The organism is Micromonospora sp. NPDC048999, assembly GCF_040649295.1.
Taxonomy (GTDB): Bacteria; Actinomycetota; Actinomycetes; order Mycobacteriales; family Micromonosporaceae; genus Micromonospora.
This window is the reverse complement of record NZ_JBEZFI010000001.1, coordinates 665,519-685,997: the sequence shown is the minus strand read 5'-3', so window position 1 is coordinate 685,997 and position 20,479 is coordinate 665,519. Positions and strand designations below refer to the sequence as shown.

Below are 20,479 nucleotides of genomic sequence, written 5' to 3'. Positions count from 1 at the left end.
AGCCGGAGCCACCGCCGGGTGACCTGGCAGGCCGAGCCATGGCCACCGGCACCAGCCTGCGCCGCCGTCGACACCGGCTGGCGGCAGCGGGTGCGGCCGGCATGGTCACCATCACGGCCCTGGGGGTGGCGTACGTGGCGACACCGCCGGACGGTTCGGTGCCGGCGGCGACGGTGCCAGCGGGGCTCGCGATGCTGGTGAACCCGACCTGCAAGCCGCCGGCCCGGGGCACCGCGACCGATGTATCGATCTTCCTGACCTCGGACGTCACCGATCAGCAGCGCGGCGCGGTGAAGCGAGCGCTGGAGGAAAATCGGGCAGTCCACACCATAGTCTTCATAAGCCACGACGAGGCCTACGCCAGGTTCTCGAAACTGTACGAGGAGGAGCCGGACCTCGTCGCCAGCGTCCAGCCCAGCCAGCTTCCGGAGTCGTTTCGGATCAAGATGGCCGGACGATCGCAGTACGCCGCCCTGGCAGCTCACGTAAAGCAGATGCCCGGCGTCGACGAGATCGTCGGCAGCTTGTGCCCCGCCGGGGCGAACGTCTGGGCGGACAGGTGATGGCAGAGGTCCGGACCACTCCCGCCACGGGTACGTCCGAAGAGGCCAGGCACGGCCTGGTGGCCCGGTGGGCCGTGGCTCGGCGGCGGGCGCAGACCGCCCGGCAGGCGGAGTTCACCGCGTTCGTGGCGGCCACCGCGCCGGGGCTGCGGCGTACCGCCTACCTGATGTGCCGGGACTGGCACCTCGCACAGGACCTGACCCAGATCACCTTCGCAAAGATGTACGCATCGTGGGGCAGGATCCGGGGCACCGCGAACCCCGAGGCGTACAGCCGCCGCGTGCTGGTGAACGCCATCTTCGATCAGAAGAAGCGGCGCAGTGACTCCGAGCTGGTGCTCGCCGAGCTACCCGAGGCGCCCCACCACCCGCCCGACGACACCCCGGAACTGCACATCACCCTGCTGCGGGCCCTCGCCACCCTGTCCATCCGCGACCAGGCCATCGTGGTGCTCCGGCACTGGGAGGATCAGAGCGTCGAGACCGTCGCCGGCATCCTCGGCGTGTCCGTGTCGGTGGTCAAGACGCAGAACGCCCGCGCGTTGAGCAGGCTGCGGGCGGTGCTCGGCGAGGACTTCGTACGGATCTGACGGTGTCCTCGCCCCACCCGGCGTGTGCCGTCAGCTGACCCGAGCGCTCCGGCGGCGGCTGTAGGTGAGGTCGAGGGTGACGGGCAGGTCCGGCCTGCCGAGGGCGTACCGGATGCGGGGCAGCGTGAGGGTTTCGAGCTGCTCATGCAACGCGGCGATGTCGACGTCGGGATCGGCCGTGACTCTCAGCGCCAGGCGGGGGGCGTTCGGGCTGCCCCAGAGCCGGGTGTCGACGTCGTCCACACCCGGGCAGTTCGCGACTTCCGTGGCGACGGCGTCGGCGAGGGCACCGGAGTCGAGGACGGTGCGTCCGGCGTCGCCGTCGGCGCTGATGTTGATGCGCCGTTGCCCGGGTTCGGCGCTGACGACGGCGGCCAGCCAGCGGAGGCCGAGCAGCGCGAGGATCGCGGCTGCCACGGCTGCCACCGGCCAGAGCCAGCCGCCATGGGTGCTGAAGAAGCGCGCGGCCGGGTTGTCGAGCAGGGGCTGCCCGCCATGGTTCGGGCCGAAGAGGTTGGTGCCGGCGAGGAGGATCGTGATGCCGGCGGCGAGCAGGATCAGCGCCAGGAGGGTGACCACGATTCGGTTGGTGCGGTCGGCGCGCATCAGCGATGCTCCTCCTTGTCGATCCGTACGCTCAGGGCCGGCGCCGTGGCCAGGCGCAGCGCGTCGAGGCGGTGCTGGGTGGCCGAGGCCACCGCCTCGTGCAGGGTGTCCACCGGCGCTGCCCCGTCGTGGACCTCGGCGCGTACGCGTACGTGGTGCTGGCCGACCAGGACGTGGGCTTCGTGGACGCCGTCGACCTCGATGGCCGCGTCTCGCAGTGTCCGGGCCAGGCCGCGATGGGTGATGGCGGCGTCGGTGGCGGAACTGACGGGCTGCAGCCGCAGCCGCTCGGGCCGGCGGGGCTTGAGCTGCGCGGCGAGCAGGAGCAGACCGACCACGACGAGGACCACACCGATCAGCCGCACCAACCCGCTGCCCCAGGTGGCGCCGGACGCCCAGCGGTACAGGCCGGGCCAGTCCAGCACGATCGGCTTCGCCCCGACCAGGTGGGCGACGATCTCGATCAACACGAGTACGGCGCCGAGGGTCAGCCCCAGGCTCAGCAGGAACGCGAGCAGACGGTTGGCGATTCTCACCCGGGCCTCGATTCACCGCACCCGGCTGCCGGCAGCACTGTCGGTGACCAGGTCGGTGACGGTGATCCCCACCTCCTGGACCCGCAGCCCGGTCAGGTCCGACACCCGGGTCCGGACGCGGTCGCGGACCAGGGCGGTGACCTCCGGTATGCATGCCGGCCAGCGGACGCTGATGGACAACTCGATCCTGGTCACCGAGCCCTCGATGTGGGCGGACGCCTTCGCGGCGGCGTCCAGGTCGGACCGGCGGATGCCGAAGCGCCCCGCTCCGGGCAGGGACCGCCCGAGGACGCGCGGCGTCGCGCTGCCCGCCTCGGCGATCTCCCCCGCCGCCCGCGCGGCGATCTTCTCCACCACCCGGTCGTGGATGTTCAGCCGGCCCAGTTCCTCGTGCGCCGACCGGCCGTGCCCGCCCGCTGTCGCGTCGGTTACCGCGGTCACTGGGTGCTCCGCCGGCGGCCCTGGACGTACGGGGCGAGATTGACCTCGCCGGCGAAGAACTTCGACACCGCGTAGCCGATCAACGCGAACAACGCGACGATCAGCATCTGACCGAAGCTGCCGAATGCCAGGGCGAATCCCAACGCCAGGCCGACGACGATACCTATCAACTTGATCATGCTGTCGCTCTTTCCATCATGCTGTACGGACAGCCGTTCCGGCCGGAGGTGGCTCCTCCAGATCGGCGATGACCACGTCGACCCGACGACCGGCAGCCAGCGGTGCCACCGCCGCGCGAACCTCGTCGGCGAGTTCTTGGGCCGTAGTTCCCCACCGGGCCCGGACCTGGACCACCACGGCGTCGGCGTCGACGGCGACGCCCTCGACGCGGCGGCCGGGCAGGTAGGTGGCCCGGCCACCCGTCCAGCCCGCGGTCAGGCCCACCACGTCCGGACAGGCGCGGGCCGCGGCCGCGACGGCGTCCACGTCGACACCGTCGACCACCGCGTCGCGCTGTCCAACAATGGTGGTCATGACACCCGCGGCTCCTGCCGTTGGCCGTCGGCCTCGGGCAGGTGCACGTCATCGATGCTGATGTTGACCTCGGCGACGTTGAGGCCGGTCATCCGTTCGACGGCCGTCTTGACGTTGCGCTGGATGTTCCGCCCCAGATCGGCGATGCTGACCCCGTACTCGACGATCACGTCCAGGTCGATCGCGGCCTCGTTCTCGCCGACCTCGACGCCGACTCCCTGGGACACGTTCGGCCCGCTGCTGCCGGGAATCCGCTCCCGGATGGCGCTGAACGCGCGCGCGCCGGCGTTGCCCATGGCGTGCACGCCCGCCACCTCCCGGCACGCCATCCCGGCGACCTTCTGCACCACGTTGTCGGCAATCATGATCTTGCCGTCTTCGTTGCTGAGCTTGTTCTGGCGGGCTGACTGCATGCCACCCGCGTGTCCAGCTTGTCCGGTCTTGGTCACCTGGCTCATGCGGCGTGCACTCCTTCGGCTGCTCGTCGGTCGACGCATTCAGACGCTTCCTAAGGGTGGGGGCACCTCGGCGATCTGCCCGCTCTTTGCCTGATGCTTCCCCCTTTCAGGGCAAAACATGGGTGATCGGGTGTTGCCCGGCCGCGCCGGCGGTGGCCGGGGGTCGAGCGACGACACACGGCGGTGACAGACTGAACGACGCAACCCGGCCGGGACGTCAGAGGGAGGCGTGGTGCGCTGGCGCAGCTTCGTGGCAGTGGGTGACAGCTTCACCGAGGGCATGAACGACGCCTATCCGGACGGCACCTACCGCGGCTGGGCCGATCTGGTCGCGACCCGGCTCGCCGCCGAGGCCGGCCCCGACTTCGGGTACGCCAACCTGGCGATCCGGGGCCGCCTGTTCTCGAACATCGTCGCCCAGCAGGTGCCGGCCGCCCTGGCCATGAAGCCCGACCTGATCAGCTTCGCGGCCGGCGGCAACGACGTGCTGCGGCGTACCTTCGACGTCGACTCGTTCGTCCCCCGGTTCGACAAGCTGATCGGCGAGCTGCGCGGCAGCGGCGCCGACGTGGTCCTCTTCCGGTTCGCCGACGTGATGGCCCGGCTTCCCGGGCAGCGACTCGTCGCGCCCCGGGTGCAGCTGTTGAACCGGGTGGTGGGGGAGGTCGCCGAGCGCCACGGTGCCATCCTGGTCGACCTGTACGCCGACGACACCTACCTCAACCCGCTGCTGTGGAGCACCGACCGACTGCACATGTCGGCGGCCGGGCACCGGCGGGTCGCCGGGCAGGTGCTCACCGCGCTCGGGGTCGGCTGCGACGAGGAGTGGCTGCTGGTGCCACCGCACCCCGCGCCGACCCCGTGGCTGGCCGCCCGCGCCGCCGACCTGCGCTGGGCCGGGCAGCACCTGGCCCCGTGGATCAAGCGGCGGCTGACCGGCCGTTCCTCCGGCGACCTGGTCACCGCGAAGCGGCCGGTGCTCGGGCCGATCGCCGACTGACCGTGCGGACGATTCACGCCGCTCCGCTGCTGCGGCTCACCCTCGACGCCGAGCCAGCCGCCGAACAGGCCGTCCTGGTATCCGGCGACCGGGTCGAGGCCGTCGCGCCGCTGGACGAGCTGACGGAGGCGTACCCCCGGGTTCGGGTGCGGCGGTGGGCCGGCACCCTCGGTCCGGCGCTGGTGCACGACGGGCCGATTCCGCCCGCCCCCACCCCGCGCGAGCGGGTTCACGCCCTGTTCCGGCGCGGTGCCGCTGCAGTGCTCGCTGCGCACGTGGCCGAGCCGAGCCTACGGGCCGCGGCCGCCCGGAACGGCGTAGCGGTGCTGGACGGTCCACGCCCGCCAGCGCTGCTGGTCGGCGGGCGGGCCGACCTCGCCGTGTTCGATGCCGACGGTTCCTGTCTGGTCACGGTGGTGGCTGGTCGGCTCGTGCACCGCCGCGCCTGAACCCGCCGCATCCGCTGCACCCGGTTTCCGTTGACCGGCCGTTCGGCCCGGAATCGGGCGTAGCTTGGGGCTCATGCCTGTGCCGAGCGATCCGAACCCTCACCTCCAGTCGTACGCCCACCCGCAGCGCCTGGTCACCACCGGGTGGCTGGCCGAGCACCTGGGCGACGAGGGCCTGGTGGTGGTCGAGTCCGACGAGGACGTGCTGCTGTACGACACCGGTCACCTCCCCGGCGCGGTCAAGGTTGACTGGCACACCGAGCTGAACGACCAGGTGACCCGGGACTATCTCGACGCGAAGAGCTTCGCCGAGCTGTGCGCCGCCAAGGGCATCGGTCGGGACGACACGGTGGTCTTCTACGGCGACAACTTCAACTGGTGGGCCGCGTACGCGCTCTGGGTCTTCTCCCTCTTCGGCCACCCGGACGTGCGGCTGCTCGACGGCGGCCGGCAGAAGTGGATCGCCGAGGGGCGTGAGCTGACCCGTGAGAAGGTGACCCGGCCGCGCGCCGACTACCCCGTGCCGGAGCGGAACGACGCGCCGATCCGCGCGTACCGGGAGCAGGTGATGGCGCACGTCGCCGACGGCCGGCCGCTTGTCGACGTCCGCTCGCCCGGTGAGTACACCGGCGAGATGCTGCACATGCCGGACTATCCGCAGGAGGGGGCGCTGCGCGGCGGGCACATCCCCGGCGCGGTGAACAAGCCGTGGAAGTCCGCCGCGAACGACGATGGCACCTTCAGGTCGGCCGACGAGCTGCGCGCCATCTACGCCGACCAGCTCGGCCTGAGTCCGTCCGACGACGTGGTGGCGTACTGCCGGATCGGCGAACGGTCCAGCCACACCTGGTTCGTGCTGCAGCACCTGCTGGGCTACCCGCAGGTTCGCAACTATGACGGCTCGTGGACGGAGTGGGGAAACCTGGTTCGCGCTCCCGTGGTGAAGGGCGACCAGCCGGGCGGCCTCGCCGGCTGATCTCGACCGGGGGGCGATTCGGCGTTCCCCCCTGCGCCCCGGGTCCGACGGGGCAGGCTGGCTGGGTAAGCGGTCGTCGGAGCAGCCGAGGGAGGGGGCGTGAAACGCCCGGACAAGCGGTTCGTCGCGCTGCTCGCGCTGGCCGCGCTGCCGCCTGCCATCGAGGGGGCTGTTCTCGACGCGTTCCGGTTCCGCGCCGCCGACGGGCTGCCCGCGCAGGTCACCGCGGTCTGGCCGTACGACACGTATCACGACCTGCGGTGGCTGTTCGTCTACCACGACACGTGGCTGATCTTCGCCATCGGACTGGTCGGCCTCATCCTGATCCGGGCGGGGCTCACCACCGCGCTGGTCGCCCTGTCCTGGCCGCGGCAGTTGCCCCGGCCGAGCCTGCGCTGGCTGGCCCGGCGGAACCTCGCGTTGACCGTGATGGTCGTCGTGGTGGTGTCGCCCTGGGCAGCCCTGTCTATCGCCGCCTCGGTGGTCGCCCTCTCCTGGCTGCTGCTCGCCTCGCTGCTGCCGCTGTTCCTGCTGGCGCCGTTCCTGCAACGTTCCGCCGTGGTGAGCTCCTGGTGGCGCGGGCTGCCCTCGATCGAGCTGGTCGGCTGGTCCCTGCTCAACTTCGTGGTGCTGACCATCGGTGGCGCGTTGGTCTGGGGGGTGCCGATCGGGTGGACGGCACCGGTGGCGGCGATCGCCGGGGCGATCAATGGACTGCTCTGGCAGCGCACCGTGGCCTCCGCCCTGCTGCCGCGCCGGCCGGTCCGCTGGGCGCGGGTGCCCGCCGCGCCGCTGGCGATCCTGCTCGCCTTCATCGTGCCGGTAGTGGTGCAGCCGGCGCTGGCGGCCGTGACCACCACGTCGAGCACGCCGCCGCGGATCCTGCTGTTCGACCAACCGCTGCCGCCCACCGTCCGGCACGCGGTGATCTTCGTCGCCGGGCACGGCAGCGCGTACGACGGGGAACCGCCCGTCGACCCGAAGGTGCAGTGGTTCTCCTACCGAGGGCTGGATGCGCAGGGCCGACCCATGCCGTTCGGGGTCCCGGACACCTTCCGGTCGATCGAGTCCAGCGTGGCGATGCTCGACACCCAGGTGGAGTTGCTGCACCGGCGTACCGGCCTGCCGGTGGCGCTGGTCGGGCAGAGCGAGGGGGCGCTCGTCTCCCGGACCTACCTGGCCGACCGGCCGCATTCGCCGGTGAACATCCTGGCCATGTTCAGCCCGCTGGTCAACGCGGGCCGGTCCTACTACCCGCCGGCTGGGGCCTCCTCGGGCTGGGGCATCGCCGCCGGCTGGGAACTGCGAGTCATCTTCGGCCTCGCCGACCTCATCGCGATGAGCGGCACCGGGCCGGACGAGCCGTTCGTCCGGTCGATCCTTGACCACGCGCCCTTCTATCGCAACGACCTGATGTGCCCGGTCTCCGGCGTGCGGATCGTGGCGTTCCTGCCGACCACCACCGCCACCGAGTCTCCGCCGGGCAAGTACGCCGGCGTTCCGGTCTTCCAGATGCCGGCCGTACACGGTGGCCTGCTGGCTCGGCCGGTGGTCCAGGCGCGGTTGGTGAACTTCCTCGCCGGGGAGCCGGTCAGTGCGCCCGAGCCCGGTTACAACCTGATCCAGGACGTCTCCGCCGCCTGGCAGGCGCCGCCACTGCCGATCAGCTTCAACCCGGTATGGCGGGGTGAACGGCTGCCCGACCCGGCCTTCACCGGGCGGGTCTGTGAGGAGAGCTGACGGCGTCGGCCCGAGCGGGCCGCCGCCGGGACAGCCAGAGCAGCCGCAGCGCCGCCACCGCCAGCCCGATCACGACCAGGGCCCAGAACGGTTCGAACGGGAGCGTGACCAGGTGGAGCACGATGCCGACCACCGCCGCCACCCTGGCGAGCCAGACCGACCAGGGGCGGGCGGTGAAGAGGAGGAGCAGCCCGCCCACCAGCATCAGCGCCCCGGTCCCCTCGTGCGCCCAGGACCAGCCGCTCAGGTCGAGGTGGCGGAGCCCTTCCTGGCTCTCCACGACGTATTTGTCGTCGTACAGGTCGCTCACCCCGGCGAGGCCGTCGAACAGCCCGCCCCCGGCGAGGAGGACGCCCGCCAGCATCCGTTGCCGGTTTCTGAGGTGCACCTCGTCGTGCTGCGTCACCCCGCCCTCCTCCCGCCGTTTTTCTCAGCCTAGATACGGACGGCCGGCTCCGCCCGGCGCTCGGCGTGCTCAGTGGTTCCCCGCAGCGTCCGCCACGCAGCCGCGGTGACCAGGGCGAAGACCACGGCCAGCGCCCAGCCCACCGGGGCCACCCCGTACGCCTTCCCGGCCAACCCGGCCAGCGCCGCCCCGACCGGCGCGCCGGCCAACCCGAGCATCCGCTGCGCCGCGCCGACCCGACCGAGCAGTTCCGGCGGCACGTGCCGCTGGCCGTACGCCGACCACAGGCTGTTCCAAACCGTCGTGCCGACGGCGAAGCAGGCGAGCGCGATGCCCCCGACCAGCGGGTGCCGCGCCAGCGCGAACCCGATCAGCGCCACGGTCTGCCCGAGCAGCACCCCGCGTAGCGCGGGCAGCGTGCCGAACCGTTCCGCCATCCGTCCGGCGGCGAGCGCCCCGACCAGACCGCCGACCACCGCTCCCGCCGCGAACAGCCCGTACGCGGCCGGCGGCACCCGCAGCACCTCGAGGGCGTACAGCACCAGCACCGCCATGAGTCCGCTGATGGCCAGGTTCGACCCGGCAGCGGCGAGGCCGATCCGCCACAACACCCGATCCCCCCGCACCCACCGCATCCCCGCCCACGCCTCGCCCCACACCGACCCCCGCCCACCCGGAGTCGGGGCGGGGGCGGGGGCGGCCAGGGCGAGGGCGAGGAGGGCGGCCAGGGCGAAGGTGAGGGCGTCGAGGGCGAACGGGAGCGGCGCGGCGAGGGCGAAGAGCAGGCCGGCCAGGGGTGCGCCGAGGAAGCCCCCGGCGACCGCGGTGCCGGCCTGGAGGCGGCCGTTGGCGGTGGGCAGGGCGGCCGGGGGCACCAGCGACGGCAGCACGGCGAACGAGGCCGCGTCGAAGAGCGTGCCGAGGGCGGCGAGCAGGAACGCGACCGCCACCAGGGCGCCGACGCCGGCTTGCCCGGTGATTACCAGCACGGCCAGGGCGGCCACCACGACGGCCCGCGCCCCGTCCACCGCGGCCATCGTCCGGCGGCGGTCCCAGCGATCGGCGTACGCGCCGCCGAGCAGGCCGAGGAGCAGCGGCGGGAGCTGCCCGGCAACGGTCACCGCGGCGATCGCCCGCGGATCGCGGGTCAGCGTGGCAGCCAGCAGGGCCAGGGCCGGCGTACGCAGGGCGTCGCCGAACCGGGAGGCGACGGCGGCGGACCAGAGCAGCCGGTAGTCGCGGCCGAGGGCGGGAACGGTCATGTCGATGGACCCTGTGGCCTCTACCGGGTCGAGGGTCAAGTAGCCGAAAACCGGACGGACACTGTCGGGCATCGCCGGTACGGTGAGCGCCGAAATCCGAACGGGGAGCGCGATTGGACCGCACTTTCCAGGTCGACCTCCGAGGCGTGGTCGACCTGCTCAGTCATCATCTCTACGGCAGCCCACGGGTCTACGTCCGGGAGCTGCTCCAGAACGCCGTCGACGCGATCACCGCCCGCCGGGCGACCGGGCCGGACGCGCCGGCCCGAATCAGGATCGAGCCGCCGGAGCTGACCGGTGACGGCACGCTGCGGGTGCACGACACCGGCATCGGTCTGACCGAGGCGCAGGTGCACGAGCTGCTGGCCACCATTGGGCGTAGCTCCAAGCGGGACGAGCTAGGGTTCTCCCGGCATGAGTTCCTCGGCCAGTTTGGCATCGGCCTGCTCTCCTGCTTCCTGGTCGCCGACGAGATCCGGGTGGTCACCCGGCACGCCGATCAGCCCACCGTGCTCTGGACGGGCTGGTCCGACGGCCGATACGCGGTCGAGGTCGCCAAGCCTGAGCAGGCGCGGCGCGAGGTCGGCACCACCGTGACGCTGGTGCCCCGGCGCGACGCCGACCAGTGGTTCGGCGTGCCGACCGTGGCCGAGCTGGCCCGCCTCTACGGCGCGCTGCTTCCGGTGGACGTGCGGGTCGGTGACATGCCGACCACCGCCGGCCCGCCGCCGTGGCCGACCACCCCGGGGGCGCGGGTCGACCGCGCCGCCCTCCACCGCTACGCGCAGGATGTCCTCGGCTTCGTCCCGTTCGACGTGGTGCCGCTGGCGGTGCCCGAGGCGGGGCTGACCGGGGTCGCCTTCATCCTGCCCACCCCGGTGAACCCGGCCGCCCGCGCGGGGCACCGGGTTTACCTCAAGCGGATGCTGCTCGCCGAGCACGCCGAGGGGCTGTTGCCTGACTGGGCGTTCTTCGCCCACTGCGTGGTGGACGCCAGCGAGCTGCGCCCGACTGCCAGCCGGGAGGCGCTCTACGAGGACGCCCTGCTCACCGCCAGCCGGGAGGTACTCGGAGACCAGGTGCGCGGCTGGCTGGTCCGGCTGGCCAAGCACGACCCCCGGCGGCTCGCCGAGTTCCTCCAGGTGCATCACCTCGGGGTCAAGGCGCTCGCCCTGCATGACGACGAGATGCTCCGCCTGGTCGACCAGTGGTGGCCGATGGACACCAACGTCGGCACCCTCACCCTCGCCGAGTTCCGTCAGCGGCACGGCGTCCTGCGCTACGCCGCCAGCCTCGACGAGTTCCGCCAGCTCGCCGCCGTCGCGGCGGCCCAGGACGTGGCCGTGGTGAACGGTGGCTACACGTACGACACCGAGCTGATCGAGCGGCTGCCCACCGTGGACCGGTCGGTGCTCATCGAGCGGCTGGAGCCGAGCGATCTCACCACCCGCTTCGACGTCCTCGACCGGCAGACCGAGCTTGCCCTGCGGCCGTTCCTCACCGGGGCGCAGCGGGCCCTGGAACGGCTCGGCTGCGAGGTGGTGATCCGGGCGTACGACCCGATCTCACTGCCGGCGCTCTACCTGGTCAGCCGTTCGGCCGCGTTCAACGACCAGCTCGCCGCCAGCCGGGACCGGGCCGACGAGCTGTGGGGCGGGGTGCTTGACGCGCTGGCCGCCTCCGCCCCGCCGGACCGGCCGCAGCTGGTGCTCAACCACCGCAACCCGCTGGTCCGCCGGGTCACCACGCTGACCGACCCGGAGCTGGTCGGGCTCGCCGTCGAGGCGCTCTACGGGCAGGCCCTGCTGCTCGGGCACCACCCGATCCGCGCGGCCGACGCCGCGCTGTTGAACAGTTCCTTCCTCGGCCTGCTCGGCCGGGCCGTACCCGGACGGGAGTGAGCAGCCATGAGCGACGACCTCTGGCGGATGCTGCACGAGATCGACAAGATGCCGTATGGCCCGGGGCAGATCGCGGCACTGGAGCAGCTGCTCCGGCGCGTCGACGCCGGTGACGACCGGCACCTCGCCTTCGCGGTCCGGATCCTCGGGACCACCGCATACGTCTACGGCGGCGAGCCCGCCAAGTCCTTCGTCACCTTCTCCTGGTGCCTGTCCGAATACGACCGGGATCCGCAGCCCTACCACGAGCGCTACACCCACTCGCTGCTCTGGTTCTTCAAGCACATGGTCACTGCCATGCTGAAGTTCCCCGAGCTGCCGCTCGACCGCACGTATGCGGTGCTCGACGACATGGAACGGCGCTACCGGGAGTCCGGGCACACCCTCCAGGCCGTGTACAAACACCGCTATCTGGTCGCCGAGCACCTCGGCGCGGCGGAGGAGGCGGCGCAGTGGTACCGGCGCTGGATGACCACGCCCCGGGACGCCCTCTCCGACTGCGCCGGCTGCGACCCGACCGCACAGGTGGAGCACCTGGCCCACGTGGGCCGGCACGAGGAGGCGGTGGCGCTGGCCGAGCCGGTGCTCGCCGGCCGGTTGAGCTGCATCGAGCAGCCGCAGGCCATCCTCACCGCGCTGCTCACGCCCTATCGGGAGGCCGGTCGGCTGGACGCCGCGCGCGACGCGCACCGGGAGGCGTACCGGCTGCTGCGCGGGCGCCTCTCCAACCTGTGGGAGATCGCCGACCACGTCGAGTTCTGCACGGTGACCGGCAACGATGCTCGGGCGCTGGAGCTGGTCGAACGGCACCTCGACTGGCTGGATCGGGCGCCTACGCCGGCCGCCGCGATGCATTTCGCGGCCACCGCCTCGGCCGCACTGCGCCAGGTGCCCGGCGAGCTGACCGTGCACCGGCGCGCGTCCGGCGACCGGGCGGCCGCGGACGTGCCGGCAGGCGCGCTCGCCGAGGAGCTGTCCGCTACGGCCACCGAGCTGGCCGGCCGCTTCGACGCGCGCAACGGCACCACGTACCAGTCCGAGTTGATCACCCGGCGGCTCGCGGCCCGGCCGGCGGGCGAGCATCTGCCGCTCTCCGCCAGCCTGCGCCGTCGGCCGGTGCCCGCGCCGCGGGCCGGCGACGCGACCGCGCCAGCCACTGCGGTTGCCGACACCGACCCGTCCGGTGGTGCGGGGGTGGTGCCGCCCACCCCGGCGGTGGTCATTCCGGCCCAGGCCGGCGCCGACGAGTTGCTGGCGCTCGCCGACGACTGCTGGCGCACCCACCGGCGGGACGGGCTGCTCGCCGCACTGCGGGCGTACGACGAGCGGTACGGCGGGGCTGATCTGCCAGCCGCCACCCGGGCCCGGCGGCTGGAGTTGCGCGTCGGCGAGCTGGCCGAGAACGCCGGCGACGACGCGTCCATGGCGATCGAGGTCAACCGGGCTGCGCTGGCTGCCTGGCAGGCAGTGCCCGACCCGATCCGGGCGCAGGTGGTGGCCGGCCGGCTCGGCGTGCTGCTCTGCCTGAGCGAGGAGAGCGCGGCGGAGGGGCTGGGGCTGCTCCGGGCCTCGATTGATCACCTCATGGAACACGGTGACCAGCGGGAACGCGCCGCCGCGTGGGATCGGCTGGCCCTGGCCCACGTGCACCGCGAGGAGTGGTCCGACGCGCTCCTGGCGCTCGACCGGGCGGTGGTCGACGTCGACGCCGATCCGTGGCTCGCCGCCCGGGTGGCGCTGCACCGGACGCACGTGCTGGAGCAACTGGCGCGGGCCGAGGAGTTCCGGGAGGCGGCGGCGCACGCCCGGCGGCTCAGCCGGGAGTTGGGCGACGGCGAGATGCTCACCAGCGCCTGCCTGGCGTATGCCCGGGCGGTGGACGATCCGAGCGAGGCGGTCGCCGCCTGCGACGAGGCTCTGGCTGTGGCTCCGCCGGGCGCGCGGCTCGCTGCCCGGGTCACCCGGGGGCGGGCACTGCTCGCGACCGACCGGGCCGGCGAGGCGGTGGACGACTTCGTCGAGGCGGTCACCCTCTGCGTGGAGCAGGGGCTGCCGGGGGACGCGCTGCTCCGCTGGGAATTGGCCGAGGCGTACCGGTTGGCCGGCCGGCTCGGCGAGGCCGCCGAGGTGGCGGAGGAGGCGGTGATCGGACTGGACCGGGCTGGCGCGCAGGCCGAGGCCGACCGTTGCCGGCACCTGCTGGCCGGCATCTACCACGGGCTGGGTGAGATCGAGCCCGCCCTCGCACTGCTCGACCAGCTCGCCGACAACCTCGACGGGCCGGACAACCTCCCGCACCGGGCGCAGGTGCTGGAGGAGGCCGGGGGGATCCTCTACGACGCGGACCGGGACGCGCTGGCGGCGCAGCGGTTCGCGGAGGCGGCGTCGGCGTACCGGCTGGCCGGGCACCGGCTGGACGAGCTGCGGGCCCGGCGGCGGGAGCTGTTGGCCCTGCTCTGGTCCGGTGACCTGCCGGCCGCGGTCGCCGCGATCGAGGTGGTGGACGCGGCTGCCGCGGCGCTCGCCGACCTCCTCGATGAGCCGCCGGCGGTGACGTACGAGCGGGCGATGGTCGCCGACGCGGTGGCCCGGGTGCTGCTCGCCGAGGAGCGGCTGACGTCCGCGCTGGAGCGGGTGGTCGGCGTACCGGATCGGCTGCGGTCGATTGAGGCGTTCGGCGAGGCGGCCCAGGTCGAGGTGTTCACCGGGGAACTGCTGCTGCGGGACGGCCGGCCGGCGGAGGCGGAGGAACTGCTGCGCCGGGTGCTCGGCGGGCTGCCCAGCGGCTCCCGTCCGGCGGGACATGCCGCCTGGCTGCTGGCCCGGTCCCTCGACGAGATGGGCCGCTCGTCCGACGCCGCGAAGATACGCGCTGAACACGGCATCGAGGAGGACTGACTCCTTCGGCAGTCGGTCAGGAGGTGCGCGCCCGATTCGGCCCGGGCCGAGGACGCACATTTCCTGACCGACCTGCTAACGGGTTAGGCAACTGGCGGGTAACCGAATCGCCACCGTTGCGGCTCGGAGGTCTAGGCTGGCCCGGTGACGGTGGGACAGCGGTCGCGGGGTGCGGCGAGCGGAGCGAGGGGTACGGGTCGACGCCGGTCCCGGCGGGACGAGATCCTGGAGATCGCGGTGGGGCTCTTCGCCGCCCGCGGCTATCACGGCGTGTCGATGGACGACATCGGCGCCGCCGCCGGGGTGACCGGCCCGGCTCTCTACCACCACTTCGCGGGCAAGGAGGCCATGCTGGTCGCCGCGCTGATCCCGGTCAGCGAGGGCCTGCTCGCCGGCGGGCAGGAGCGCGCGGCCGACCACCCGGACGACCCGCGCGGCGCGCTGGAGTCGCTGATCGACTTCCACGTCGACTTCGCGCTGGCCAATCCGGCGGTGATCGCCCTGCACCTGCACGAGCTTGACCGCCTTCCCGACGAGCCGCGCCGCCGGATCCGCCGGCTCCAGCGGATGTACGTCGAGGAGTGGGTGACGGTGCTGACCGCGCTGCACCCGGGGCTGCCGGACGGCGAGGCGCGGGTGCTCGCCCACGCCGCGTTCGGCCTGATGAACTCCACCCCGTTCCTCGGCGGCGAGGTGGAGCGCCGCCGCCGGGCCGCGCTGCTGCGTGGCGCGACACTTGCCGCCCTGCTCGCGTCGACCGACTCGTGATTCCCTAGCATCCGTCCCAACCTTTGGACGCCGGGAGGAAACATGATCGAGTCACTGCTGGTCGCCAACCGGGGGGAGATCGCCCGCCGGATCATCCGTACCGCCAGGCGGCTGGGGATCCGCGCGATCGCGGTGCACTCGGAGGCCGACGCCGGCCTGCCGTTCGTGACCGAGGCGGACGAGGCGGTCTGCGTCGGCCCGGCCAACCCGGCGCTGAGCTACCGCAACGTCGAGGCCATTCTCGCCGCCGCCAAGTCGACCGGCGCCCAGGCGATCCACCCCGGCTACGGCTTCCTTTCGGAGAACGCCGACTTCGCCCGTACCGTCGAGGCCAGTGGCCTGATCTGGGTCGGGCCCGGCGCGGATGCGATCACCGCGATGGGCGACAAGATCAACGCCCGGAACCTGATGGCGGCGGCCGGGGTGCCGGTCGCGCCCGGCACCACCGACCCGGCGGCCGACCTGTCCGCGGCGGTGGCCGCCGCCGCGGAGATCGGCTACCCGGTGATGGTCAAGGCCGCGGCCGGTGGCGGCGGCATGGGCATGGGGGTGGCCGCCGACGAGGCCGCGCTGCGCACCGAGTACAACAAGGTCCGTTCGTTCGCCGAGCGGATGTTCGGCGACGGTTCGGTGCTGATCGAGCGCTACTTCCCCCGGGTACGCCACGTCGAGGTGCAGATCCTCGGCCTGGCTGACGGCCGGGTGGTCGCCCTCGGTGAGCGGGAGTGCTCGGTGCAGCGGCGCAACCAGAAACTGGTCGAGGAGTCGCCGTCCCCGGCGGTCTCTCCGGAGCTGCGGGAGCGCCTCCTGGCCGCTGCGGTGCGGGCGGGTGAGGCGGTCAACTACCGCAACGCCGGCACGGTGGAGTGCCTGCTCGACGTTGCGACGCAGGAGTTCTTCTTCCTGGAGATGAACACGCGGCTCCAGGTCGAGCACCCGGTCACCGAGTACGTCTACGGCGTCGACCTGGTGGAGGAGCAGCTGCGGGTGGCCGCCGGACTGGCCCCGACCTTCGACCCGGACGCGCTCGACCCGCGCGGGCACGCCATCGAGCTGCGGATCAACGCGGAGGACCCGAAGCGTTTCCTGCCCGGACCGGGTGCGATCACCACGTGGAACGAGCCCGCCGGCGAGGGCGTACGGGTCGACTCCGGCTACGTCGCCGGCAACACGGTGACCCCGTTCTACGACAGCCTGATGGCCAAGCTGATCGTCAGCGGCAAGGACCGCGCCGAGGCCGTCGAGCGGGCGCGGGCGGCGGTGGCCCAGTTCGAGATCGCCGGCCCGAAGAACAACGTTCCCTTCTTCGCCGAGCTGCTGGAGAACGAGGAGTTCCGCTCCGGCGACTACGACACCGGCATCGTCTCCCGCATGCGCTGACCGGCCGGGGTGACATGCTGGATGGCACCCATCACGTAACACCGTCACAGTGAGGTGACCCCTTATGGCGGAACTGCCGGACTTCGTCTCCATCCGAGAGGTCGGACCCCGGGACGGGCTGCAGAACGAGGAGCCGATTCCGACCGAGGCCAAGGTACGGCTGCTCGACGCCCTCTCCGGCACCGGCGTCCAGCGGATCGAGGCCGTCTCCTTCGTACATCCGAAGGCGATCCCGCAGATGGCCGACGCCGACGAGGTGTGGCAGCGGGCGGCCAAGGCCGACGGGGTGCGCTACTCCGCCCTGGTCCCGAACACGCGTGGCGCGCAGCGGGCTCTGGCCGCCGGATTCACCGAGATCGAGGTGGTGGTCTCGGCCAGCGACACGCACAACCGGCGTAACGTCAACCGCTCGACCGACGAGTCGCTGGACGACATCGCCGAGCTGATCGACCTGCTGCACGGTTCGGGCGCCCGGGCCGAGGTGATCGTCGCGACCAGCTTCGGCTGCCCGTACGAGGGGGACGTCGACCCCCAGCGGGTCGCCGGCATCGTCGACCGGGTGGTCCGCGACGGCGCCGACCGGGTGGCCTTCGGTGACACCACCGGCATGGGTACGCCCCGGCGGGTCCGCGAGCTGATCACCGCGGTACGCGACCGCAACGCCCACATCCCGGTGCTGCTGCACTTCCACAACACCCGGGGCACCGCCCTGGCCAACCTGCTGGCCGCCCTGGAGTTGGGTGTCACCGAGTTCGACGCCAGCGTCGGCGGCCTGGGCGGCTGCCCGTACGCCCCGGGGGCCAGCGGCAACCTGGCCACCGAGGAGGCCGTGCACATGCTGCACGACATGGGCATCGACACCGGGATCGACCTGGACGCGCTCATCGAGGCGGCCGAACTGGCCGAGGAGTTTGTCGGCAAGCCCCTCCCCTCCGGCGTCCTCCGAGCCGGCCCCCGCACCCGCCTCACCCCCCTCCCCGCCTAACCCACCCCGAGCCGGTTGATCAAGGTGTTTGCGTCTGGATGCGGGCCAGATCCGACGCAAACCCCTTGATCACCGTGGCCGGGGGTGGACGCTGCCCGGGTGGCTCGTCGGAGGGGGCGCGGATGCGCTAGCCTAACGATCGTTCAGGTCGGTGGGTCGCTCGCGAGGCGGCTGGTGGCGAGGGAGTCGACGTGACGCTCGACGGTGAGGCTCTGGAGCAGCTGCGCAAGCGCGCCAAGGCCGGTGGTGCGGGTAAGTACCACGCGGCGAACGCCGCCAAGGGCAAGCTCTTCGCCCGCGAGCGGGTCGCCCTCCTGGTCGACGAAGGCTCCTTCGTCGAGGACGGCCTCTACGCCAACGCGACGGCCGAGGGGCTGCCCGCCGACGGCGTGGTCACCGGCACGGCCACCATCGACGGCCGCCAGGTCTGCCTGATGGCGAACGACTCCACGGTCAAGGCCGGCAGCTGGGGCGCGCGTACCGTCGAGAAGATCATCCGGACCATCGAGCGGGCGTACTCGACCGGCGTGCCGATGGTCTACCTGGTCGACTCGGCCGGGGCCCGGATCACCGACCAGGTCGAGCTGTTCCCCGGCCGGCGCGGCGCCGGCAAGATCTTCTGGAACCAGGTACGCGCCTCCGGCTCGATCCCGCAGGTCTGCGCCCTGTTCGGGCCCAGCGCGGCCGGCGGGGCGTACATCCCGGCGTTCTGCGACGTGGTCGCCATGGTGGACGGCAACGCCAGCATGTACCTCGGCTCCGACCGGATGGTCGAGATGGTCACCGGCGAGAAGACCACCCTCGAAGCGATGGGCGGGGCCAAGGTGCACTGCGCCGAGTCCGGCGTCGGGCACTTCCTCTGCAAGACCGAGGCCGAGGCGCTCGACGTGGTCCGCCGCTACCTGTCGTACCTGCCGGCGAACTGGACCCAGCAGCCGCCGGCCGCCGAAGCCGTGCCCGCGCCGGAGAAGGCGGACCTGGCCGCGCTGGTGCCGGCCAGTGAGCGGCAGGCGTTCGACATGCGCCGGTACGTCAAGGGCCTGCTCGACGAGGGCAGCTTCTTCGAGATCCAGGCGCTCTGGGCCAAGGAGCTGACCATCGGCTTCGGTCGGCTGAACGGCGAGGTCGTCGGCGTGGTCGGCAACAACTCGATGTTCAAGGGCGGCGTGCTCTTCGTCGACTCGGCCGACAAGGCGAGCCGCTTCGTGCAGCTCTGCGACGCGTTCAACGTGCCGCTGCTGTTCCTGAGCGACGTGCCCGGGTTCATGGTCGGCAGCGCGGTGGAGAAGCAGGGCATCATCCGGCACGGCGCCAAGATGATCACCGCGATCTCCGAGGCGACCGTACCCAAGATCTGCGTGGTGGTCCGCAAGGCGTACGGTGCCGGCCTCTACGCGATGGCCGGCCCCGGCTTCGAGCCGGACGCGACGATCGCGCTGCCCACTGCCAAGATCGCGGTGATGGGCGCGGAGGCCGCGGTCAACGCGGTCTACGCCAACAAGATCGCCGCCATCGAGGACGAGTCCGAGCGGGCCGCCTTCGTCGCCGCGAAGCGCGAGGAGTACGAGCGGGACATCGACATCGTCCGGCTCGCCAGCGAGCTGGTGGTCGACATGATCGTCGAACCGCACGAGCTCCGCGCCGAGCTGATCCGCCGCCTCGCCGCCGCACGCGGCAAGGATCGGCACTTCTCCCGGCGCCGGCACGGCGTCACCCCGGTCTGACCCGGCCGCGACCCGGCCGCGTCAGCGATCCGTCCCGGCGTCACCAGCGCCCGGCGGCCCATCCAACAGGAGGATCAGATGGACTTCCGGCTCAGCGAGGAACAAGAGGCGCTGCGGGAGAGCGTGCGGGACTTCGCCCGCGAGGTGGTGGCGCCGACCATCGCTGACCACTACGAGAAGCACACCTTCCCGTACGAGATCGTCCGCCAGATGGGCAAGATGGGCCTGTTCGGCCTGCCCTTCGCTGAGGAGCACGGCGGCATGGGCGGCGACTACTTCGCGCTCTGCCTCGCCCTGGAGGAGTTGGCCCGGGTCGACTCCAGTGTGGCGATCACCCTGGAGGCGGCGGTTTCCCTCGGTGCGATGCCGATCTACCGGTTCGGCACGGACGAGCAGAAGGCGCAGTGGCTGCCGAAACTGCTCAGCGGCGAGGCCCTGGCCGGTTTCGGGCTGACCGAGCCGGGCACCGGCTCGGACGCCGGCGGCACCCAGACCCGCGCCGTCCTGGACGGCGACGAGTGGGTGATCAACGGCTCGAAGGCGTTCATCACCAACTCGGGCACCGACATCACCACGCTGGTCACGGTCACCGCGGTCACCGGGACGAAGCCGGACGGCTCGAAGGAGCTCTCCACCATCATCGTCCCCTCGGGTACGCCCGGCTTCAGCGTGGCGCCCGGCTACTCCAAGGTCGGCTGGAACGCCTCGGACACCCACGAGCTGACCTTCGACGACTGCCGGGTGCCGGCGGCCAACCTGCTCGGCGAGCGCGGCCGGGGCTTCGCGCAGTTCCTGCGCATCCTCGACGAGGGGCGGATCGCCATCGCAGCCCTGGCCGTGGGCCTCGCCCAGGGCTGCGTCGACGAGTCGATCAAGTACGCGACGGAGCGCCAGGCCTTCGGTCAGCCGATCGGCAACTACCAGGCGATCCAGTTCAAGATCGCCGACATGGAGATGAAGGCGCACACCGCCCGGCTGGCGTACTACGACGCCGCCGCGCGGATGCTCGCCGGCGAGCCGTTCAAGCGGCAGGCCGCCATCGCCAAGCTGCACGCCAGCACCATCGCGGTGGACAACGCCCGCGAGGCCACCCAGATCCACGGCGGCTACGGCTTCATGAACGAGTACCCGGTGGCCCGCTTCTGGCGGGACTCCAAGATTCTGGAGATCGGCGAGGGCACCAGCGAGGTGCAGCGGATGATCATCGCCCGCGACCTCGGCATGTGAGAAGGAGGGGTTCCCTGTTAACGCCTCGGGCATAG

At 72.1% G+C, this 20,479-nt stretch carries 21 protein-coding genes; 13 read left to right on the top strand and 8 right to left on the bottom strand.

The window, feature by feature from the left end; genetic code table 11:
• The first annotated feature begins 38 nt into the window (after positions 1-38).
• Positions 39-563, top strand: a complete 525-nt coding sequence (locus AB0C02_RS03335; RefSeq protein WP_357540588.1) for a permease-like cell division protein FtsX — start codon at positions 39-41, stop codon at positions 561-563.
• The gene (locus AB0C02_RS03330; RefSeq protein WP_357540586.1) at positions 563-1,153 is read left to right on the top strand and encodes a SigE family RNA polymerase sigma factor; all 591 of its coding nucleotides are present in this window, start codon (positions 563-565) and stop codon (positions 1,151-1,153) included. Before AB0C02_RS03335 ends, AB0C02_RS03330 begins: the two co-directional genes overlap by 1 nt.
• 30 nt (positions 1,154-1,183) lie before the next feature.
• Here the strand turns inward: AB0C02_RS03330 and amaP are convergent, their stop codons facing one another.
• Genes amaP through AB0C02_RS03300 form a run of 6 tightly spaced genes read right to left on the bottom strand, consistent with a single transcriptional unit; the run spans position 1,184 to position 3,728 of the window.
• On the bottom strand, positions 1,184-1,759 hold the full coding sequence (amaP, locus tag AB0C02_RS03325) for an alkaline shock response membrane anchor protein AmaP (RefSeq protein ID WP_357540584.1): 576 nt from the start codon (positions 1,757-1,759) through the stop codon (positions 1,184-1,186).
• The gene (locus tag AB0C02_RS03320) at positions 1,759-2,295 is read right to left on the bottom strand and encodes a DUF6286 domain-containing protein (RefSeq protein WP_357540582.1); all 537 of its coding nucleotides are present in this window, start codon (positions 2,293-2,295) and stop codon (positions 1,759-1,761) included. Before AB0C02_RS03320 ends, amaP begins: the two co-directional genes overlap by 1 nt.
• 12 nt (positions 2,296-2,307) lie before the next feature.
• Entirely contained in the window at positions 2,308-2,736 is a 429-nt protein-coding gene (locus AB0C02_RS03315; RefSeq protein ID WP_357540580.1) for an Asp23/Gls24 family envelope stress response protein, read from the bottom strand.
• Positions 2,733-2,915 (bottom strand): hypothetical protein, encoded by a 183-nt coding sequence (locus tag AB0C02_RS03310; RefSeq protein ID WP_357540578.1) that lies wholly within the window; start codon positions 2,913-2,915, stop codon positions 2,733-2,735. The genes AB0C02_RS03315 and AB0C02_RS03310 overlap by 4 nt, the downstream gene beginning before the upstream one ends.
• 16 nt (positions 2,916-2,931) lie before the next feature.
• Positions 2,932-3,270 (bottom strand): hypothetical protein, encoded by a 339-nt coding sequence (locus tag AB0C02_RS03305; protein WP_357540576.1) that lies wholly within the window; start codon positions 3,268-3,270, stop codon positions 2,932-2,934.
• Positions 3,267-3,728, bottom strand: a complete 462-nt coding sequence (locus AB0C02_RS03300) for an Asp23/Gls24 family envelope stress response protein (protein ID WP_357540574.1) — start codon at positions 3,726-3,728, stop codon at positions 3,267-3,269. The genes AB0C02_RS03305 and AB0C02_RS03300 overlap by 4 nt, the downstream gene beginning before the upstream one ends.
• 232 nt (positions 3,729-3,960) lie before the next feature.
• On the opposite strand from AB0C02_RS03300, the gene AB0C02_RS03295 reads away from it, so the two are divergent.
• From AB0C02_RS03295 to AB0C02_RS03280, 4 genes are all read left to right on the top strand, one after another.
• Complete coding sequence (locus AB0C02_RS03295; RefSeq protein WP_357540572.1) at positions 3,961-4,728, top strand: SGNH/GDSL hydrolase family protein; 768 nt, start codon at positions 3,961-3,963, stop codon at positions 4,726-4,728.
• A 2-nt stretch (positions 4,729-4,730) separates the two neighbouring features.
• Positions 4,731-5,177: a hypothetical protein gene (locus AB0C02_RS03290; RefSeq protein WP_357540570.1), complete on the top strand. Its 447-nt coding sequence runs from the start codon at positions 4,731-4,733 to the stop codon at positions 5,175-5,177.
• 73 nt (positions 5,178-5,250) lie between these two features.
• Positions 5,251-6,153 (top strand): sulfurtransferase, encoded by a 903-nt coding sequence (locus tag AB0C02_RS03285; protein ID WP_357540568.1) that lies wholly within the window; start codon positions 5,251-5,253, stop codon positions 6,151-6,153.
• 99 nt (positions 6,154-6,252) lie between these two features.
• The gene (locus AB0C02_RS03280; protein WP_357540566.1) at positions 6,253-7,893 is read left to right on the top strand and encodes a hypothetical protein; all 1,641 of its coding nucleotides are present in this window, start codon (positions 6,253-6,255) and stop codon (positions 7,891-7,893) included.
• On the opposite strand, the gene AB0C02_RS03275 is transcribed toward AB0C02_RS03280, so the two are convergent.
• Positions 7,865-8,299 carry a hypothetical protein gene (locus AB0C02_RS03275; RefSeq protein WP_357540564.1) on the bottom strand — a complete coding sequence of 145 codons (435 nt, stop codon included), beginning with the start codon at positions 8,297-8,299 and terminating at the stop codon, positions 7,865-7,867. The genes AB0C02_RS03280 and AB0C02_RS03275 overlap by 29 nt on opposite strands.
• Positions 8,300-8,328: 29 nt before the next feature.
• Positions 8,329-9,561: an MFS transporter gene (locus AB0C02_RS03270; RefSeq protein WP_357540562.1), complete on the bottom strand. Its 1,233-nt coding sequence runs from the start codon at positions 9,559-9,561 to the stop codon at positions 8,329-8,331.
• A 113-nt stretch (positions 9,562-9,674) separates the two neighbouring features.
• Here AB0C02_RS03270 and AB0C02_RS03265 point away from each other — a divergent pair, with 113 nt between their 5' ends.
• From AB0C02_RS03265 to AB0C02_RS03235, 7 genes are all read left to right on the top strand, one after another.
• Positions 9,675-11,462, top strand: a complete 1,788-nt coding sequence (locus tag AB0C02_RS03265) for an HSP90 family protein (RefSeq protein ID WP_357540560.1) — start codon at positions 9,675-9,677, stop codon at positions 11,460-11,462.
• 6 nt (positions 11,463-11,468) lie between these two features.
• On the top strand, positions 11,469-14,360 hold the full coding sequence (locus tag AB0C02_RS03260; RefSeq protein ID WP_357540558.1) for a hypothetical protein: 2,892 nt from the start codon (positions 11,469-11,471) through the stop codon (positions 14,358-14,360).
• Positions 14,361-14,504: 144 nt separating this feature from the next.
• Positions 14,505-15,128: a helix-turn-helix domain-containing protein gene (locus tag AB0C02_RS03255; RefSeq protein ID WP_357540556.1), complete on the top strand. Its 624-nt coding sequence runs from the start codon at positions 14,505-14,507 to the stop codon at positions 15,126-15,128.
• 42 nt (positions 15,129-15,170) lie between these two features.
• Positions 15,171-16,508 carry a biotin carboxylase N-terminal domain-containing protein gene (locus tag AB0C02_RS03250; protein WP_357540554.1) on the top strand — a complete coding sequence of 446 codons (1,338 nt, stop codon included), beginning with the start codon at positions 15,171-15,173 and terminating at the stop codon, positions 16,506-16,508.
• 64 nt (positions 16,509-16,572) lie between these two features.
• A complete protein-coding gene (locus AB0C02_RS03245; protein ID WP_357540552.1) occupies positions 16,573-17,493 on the top strand; it encodes a hydroxymethylglutaryl-CoA lyase in 921 nt (306 codons plus the stop codon).
• A 191-nt stretch (positions 17,494-17,684) separates the two neighbouring features.
• Positions 17,685-19,217, top strand: a complete 1,533-nt coding sequence (locus tag AB0C02_RS03240; protein ID WP_357540550.1) for an acyl-CoA carboxylase subunit beta — start codon at positions 17,685-17,687, stop codon at positions 19,215-19,217.
• Between the two features lie 78 nt (positions 19,218-19,295).
• On the top strand, positions 19,296-20,444 hold the full coding sequence (locus AB0C02_RS03235) for an acyl-CoA dehydrogenase family protein (RefSeq protein ID WP_357540548.1): 1,149 nt from the start codon (positions 19,296-19,298) through the stop codon (positions 20,442-20,444).
• Positions 20,445-20,479 lie beyond the last annotated feature (35 nt).

Coding starts and splice junctions, on each gene's coding strand:
- AB0C02_RS03335 (WP_357540588.1), top strand. CDS start 39: ATGGCCACCGGCACCAGCCTGCGCCGCCGTCGACACCGGCTGGCGGCA.
- AB0C02_RS03330 (WP_357540586.1), top strand. CDS start 563: ATGGCAGAGGTCCGGACCACTCCCGCCACGGGTACGTCCGAAGAGGCC.
- amaP (WP_357540584.1), bottom strand. CDS start 1,759: ATGCGCGCCGACCGCACCAACCGAATCGTGGTCACCCTCCTGGCGCTG.
- AB0C02_RS03310 (WP_357540578.1), bottom strand. CDS start 2,915: ATGATCAAGTTGATAGGTATCGTCGTCGGCCTGGCGTTGGGATTCGCC.
- AB0C02_RS03305 (WP_357540576.1), bottom strand. CDS start 3,270: ATGACCACCATTGTTGGACAGCGCGACGCGGTGGTCGACGGTGTCGAC.
- AB0C02_RS03300 (WP_357540574.1), bottom strand. CDS start 3,728: ATGAGCCAGGTGACCAAGACCGGACAAGCTGGACACGCGGGTGGCATG.
- AB0C02_RS03285 (WP_357540568.1), top strand. CDS start 5,251: ATGCCTGTGCCGAGCGATCCGAACCCTCACCTCCAGTCGTACGCCCAC.
- AB0C02_RS03270 (WP_357540562.1), bottom strand. CDS start 9,561: ATGACCGTTCCCGCCCTCGGCCGCGACTACCGGCTGCTCTGGTCCGCC.
- AB0C02_RS03260 (WP_357540558.1), top strand. CDS start 11,469: ATGAGCGACGACCTCTGGCGGATGCTGCACGAGATCGACAAGATGCCG.
- AB0C02_RS03250 (WP_357540554.1), top strand. CDS start 15,171: ATGATCGAGTCACTGCTGGTCGCCAACCGGGGGGAGATCGCCCGCCGG.
- AB0C02_RS03245 (WP_357540552.1), top strand. CDS start 16,573: ATGGCGGAACTGCCGGACTTCGTCTCCATCCGAGAGGTCGGACCCCGG.
- AB0C02_RS03235 (WP_357540548.1), top strand. CDS start 19,296: ATGGACTTCCGGCTCAGCGAGGAACAAGAGGCGCTGCGGGAGAGCGTG.